Source organism: Phytoactinopolyspora endophytica (assembly GCF_004138495.1).
GTDB classification, from domain to species: domain Bacteria; phylum Actinomycetota; class Actinomycetes; order Jiangellales; family Jiangellaceae; genus Phytoactinopolyspora; species Phytoactinopolyspora endophytica.
This window is the reverse complement of record NZ_ML142864.1, coordinates 35,027-38,649: the sequence shown is the minus strand read 5'-3', so window position 1 is coordinate 38,649 and position 3,623 is coordinate 35,027. Positions and strand designations below refer to the sequence as shown.

5 protein-coding genes are annotated in these 3,623 nt (G+C 67.8%); 2 read left to right on the top strand and 3 right to left on the bottom strand.

Going from position 1 to position 3,623, the window contains the following annotated elements; genetic code table 11:
* From ELR45_RS25365 to ELR45_RS25355, 3 genes are all read right to left on the bottom strand, one after another.
* Nucleotides 1-996, bottom strand: a 996-nt coding sequence (locus ELR45_RS25365) for an acyltransferase family protein (protein WP_165368092.1), incomplete at its 3' end; no start/stop codon positions are given.
* A gap of 78 nt (nt 997-1,074) precedes the next feature.
* Entirely contained in the window at nt 1,075-1,344 is a 270-nt protein-coding gene (locus ELR45_RS25360; protein ID WP_129668836.1) for a DUF4031 domain-containing protein, read from the bottom strand.
* A complete protein-coding gene (locus ELR45_RS25355; protein WP_129668835.1) occupies nt 1,341-2,045 on the bottom strand; it encodes a copper homeostasis protein CutC in 705 nt (234 codons plus the stop codon). Before ELR45_RS25355 ends, ELR45_RS25360 begins: the two co-directional genes overlap by 4 nt.
* A gap of 159 nt (nt 2,046-2,204) precedes the next feature.
* On the opposite strand from ELR45_RS25355, the gene ELR45_RS25350 reads away from it, so the two are divergent.
* Both ELR45_RS25350 and ELR45_RS25345 read left to right on the top strand, forming a co-directional pair.
* Entirely contained in the window at nt 2,205-2,549 is a 345-nt protein-coding gene (locus tag ELR45_RS25350; protein WP_129668834.1) for a hypothetical protein, read from the top strand.
* A gap of 161 nt (nt 2,550-2,710) precedes the next feature.
* A partial coding sequence (locus ELR45_RS25345; protein ID WP_205857243.1) for an SNF2 helicase-associated domain-containing protein occupies nt 2,711-3,623 on the top strand: 913 nt, incomplete at its 3' end.

The following is a 3,623-nucleotide window of genomic DNA, read 5'->3' as shown; positions in this document are numbered from 1 at the left end:
GGGCATCCGCCGGTGGAGCCACCGGCCGATCGCCGGGGCGATGAGTGTCGCCACGCCCACCTGTGCGACCGCCAGCGCCGCGATGACGGCCGTCGTCGGAAGCATGTGGCTGATGCGTTCGCTGGGTATGGAGACCATCGACCGCGGATAGTCATCGAGCCCCGTGGCAAGCGCGACCGCTGCGACGCCGACGACGACGCAGGCCCACCTCCGAAACACGGAGTCCAAGGCACCGTCCCGCCAGAGATAGCCGAGCTGATGGACGAAAACCCAGACCAGGGCCGTGTTCACAGCTCCGAGCCATCCCACGTCGAGGCCGAATCGTCCAAGATCCACGCCCGCGACGACGACGCCTAGCGCGATGGTCGCAAGCACCCCGAACCGGCGGTGCACCGTCGCCGTCACCGGCACCAGGAAGGTCACTCCGACGTACGCCCCCAGAAACCACAGCGGAGTGAAGACGATCGGCATCTCGGTGAGCGCGCCGTCGTAGTCCGTGATCGACAGCCGGGCGACGATGTCGACGATTGCCCAGACAATGGCGAACAGCAGGCTCGGCAGCAACAAGCGGCTGAGCCGCTTGCCCAGGAATGTCCGGGCGTCGGCCGAGAAACCGTAGCCGAACGATCGGCCACGCCCGTCGTCCGCCGTCTGCGGTGCGACCGCCGCGTCCCCGGCTTTCCTCGCGGCCTGAGCAGACCGCCGGCGCACCGCCTCCCAGCTGGTCAGGTTGGCGAAGCCGCCGATGACGAAGAACAGGGGCATGATCTGGAAGACCCAGGTCAGTAGCCAGCCACCGGCGATGTCCTCGACCGGGTTGGGGTTGGTGAGGTTGCCGTCCTCGCGCTGCGTGATCGACAGGACCCAATGAAACAGCACAACCACGGCGATCGCGGCGACGCGAAGAAAGTCGACCGCACGGTTACGCGACTCGGGCGTCGCCTCGGCCCACTCGTCCACCGTAGTGAGAAGCTCACGTGTCCTTCGGCTGCCCATGTCCTTCAGTGTTGCCCACTCCTCACGCGTGGTGCACTCGCCCACGCGGAAGACACGAGTTCCAAGGCATTCGGGAACTCAGCTCCGGCCACGGGTGCCCTTACGCCGCCGCAGGCCGGAGGCGTTGAGCCGGGCGACGAGCTCACGGCCGCTGACCGGCGTCGCGCCGGCGTGGACGGCCGCGTCGTACATCGAGTCAGGAAGGTCATAGTGATCGCCGTCGAAGCTACGGGACGGCACACCTAGCTCGGCGGCGAACTCATGCAGCTCTTCGTATGACTCGTCGGACACCAGGTGGGACCAGAGCCGGCCGTGCCTCGGCCACGTGGGCGGATCGACAAGTATCACAGCGCCGACGCTACAGCGTCGTCGATCAGCATCCGCCACGAACGCACCAGCGCGGCATCCACGTATGCCTTCCACGACCTGCCCGGGCGGGCGGCCGAGCCGACATGGAACTTGCGCACACCCGCGCGGGCCAGCCATGGCACGTGGTCAGGTGCGAGGCCTCCCCCGGCCATCATCAAAGCCGCGACCTTCGAGTCGTCGGCGGCCCTGCGGCACAGATCGTCCAGGCCGTCGGACACGCCACGTGCGGAGCCTGCGGTCAGCACAGTGTCGATACCGGGCAGATCCACCACGACGTCCCAGGCGGCGTCGTGGTCGAGTGTCTGGTCGATCGCCCGGTGGAACGTCCACGGCGCGTCGCTGAGCTCTTCCACCAGGGTCAGAACCGCGTCGACGTCGATCTCGACGGCCGGGTTGAGGAAGCCGAGGACGAACCCGTCGGCGCCCACCGCATACAGTTGGTGCGCCGCGCCCATCAGGCGGGACAGCTCGGAGCCGCTCGTCGCGAAGCCATCGTTGGCGCGGAGCATAACCCGCAGCGGGAGGTCGCATTCGCGTTTGAGGTCCCGGACCGTCTGCACGGCGGGAGTCAGCCCGTCGGCGCGCATGTCCGCCACCACTTCCAGCCGGTCCGCGCCGCCTTCAACGGCACCGGCGGCGTCGCCCGGTCCGAGCGCGATGACTTCGAGAAGCGGCTGCATGACAGAACAGTGTGCCACCCCCATGCCGGTCGTTTCGGACCAGCCCGCACCATGTATATCGCCTTCGGCCCCAGCCGGAGAACCTGACAATATCGAGGATGTGGAAGTGCCGGAGTTCCGGTCCTCCGCAGCCTCGAGCCAGACAAGGGAGAGCTGAACGTGACCATCGACGACGTACTGTTCGCCGCACGGGCGCAGGTACTTCGCGACCTGAACACACGAGGCACCGACTCGGCCAAGGTTGTCGACGTTCTCGACCAGGTCGTGACGGAACGTCGCTGGTGGGTCGAGCAGTGGCCGGACGGCGCGGAGTTCGTGGCCGGTCAGGTAGCCCAGGACGTGCAGGACCGGATGCTCGACGGCGGCCTCGGACGCTGGCCGCGCTGCATCGCCTGTGACGACACATCGCCCCACGAGCTGCGCATCGAGCCAGAGCTGGGCCCGGAGCCGCACTGGGTGTGCGAGAAGGCCGGCATGACCGTTGCGGCCCTCGGTTCACTCTGAACCCGGCCCACACTCGGTCCGGCACCGCTGGGAATTATTCTGCGTACGCCATACGTTGAAGATCAGCGCACCAAGAATTCCATGATCATCACCGTACTGGCCGCGCCATCGTCGGGCCAACGGTCGATGATCATGGGCACATGCACAAGGAAAGGTAGGCAGTGGAGGCCGAACTTCGAGGATGTCCCACCACCTTCGAGCCCAAGGACCCGCCTCGCAGCGGTCATCTGGTGTTCCACGCGCCCGATGGCTCTGACGCGCTCGCCGAGCTCTCCCTCGCCGAAGCGGTACCCGCGCTCTGCCAGGACCAGGCGCGCGGCGTCGTCCATCCGACGGTCAGGTTCTGGCGAGACGCGACAGTCACGGCGCTGGAGCTGGTCAGCCGGCGACACATCGCGCCGATTCCCGCAGGCCGTCGGCCAATCGGCTGGCGACTGGGCGAACTGGACGACGACGCCACGGCACGGATCGAGGCGCTCGAGTCCACGGCGCCGGACAGTGTCACCCATGTCCGTGCGTACCTCGACGCTGTTGCGGACTACCTTGCCGTTCCCGACATGGACGCCGGTGTGCGCATCTCGTTCCGCATCGAGCTGCCCGGGGGCCTGACCTCGTTGGACGCCGAGCGCGCCGACGGACGGTTCGTCGCCGTCGTCCGCGTGCACAGCCTGGCCGACGAGTCCGTCGTCGTCGATGCCACGGAGCTCTGGGCCCACCCGGACGAGTTCGGGCCGGGCGCGAGGACGGACACGATGCTTTCGCTCCGCAGAGCCGCCACGATCTGGTCACCCCTGGAACGCTTGCTGCAGCAGCAGATCCCTGACCGACTACCGCTCGACGACGACGAGGTCACGGACCTCCTGGCCGGAACCACGGAACGCCTGGCTGCGGCGGGTGTCGGAATGCTGTGGCCAGAAGAGCTGGCGGGCGAGCTGAACGTCACGGCCGTGATCCCGACGTCCGGCCCACTCACCCGGCGCCGCAGACCGGACGCCGGCTCCGGCGGCCGGACCCTCGACAACACCGAGCTGCTCCACATGAGCTGGCGCATCGCTCTCGACGACGGCGAGCTGA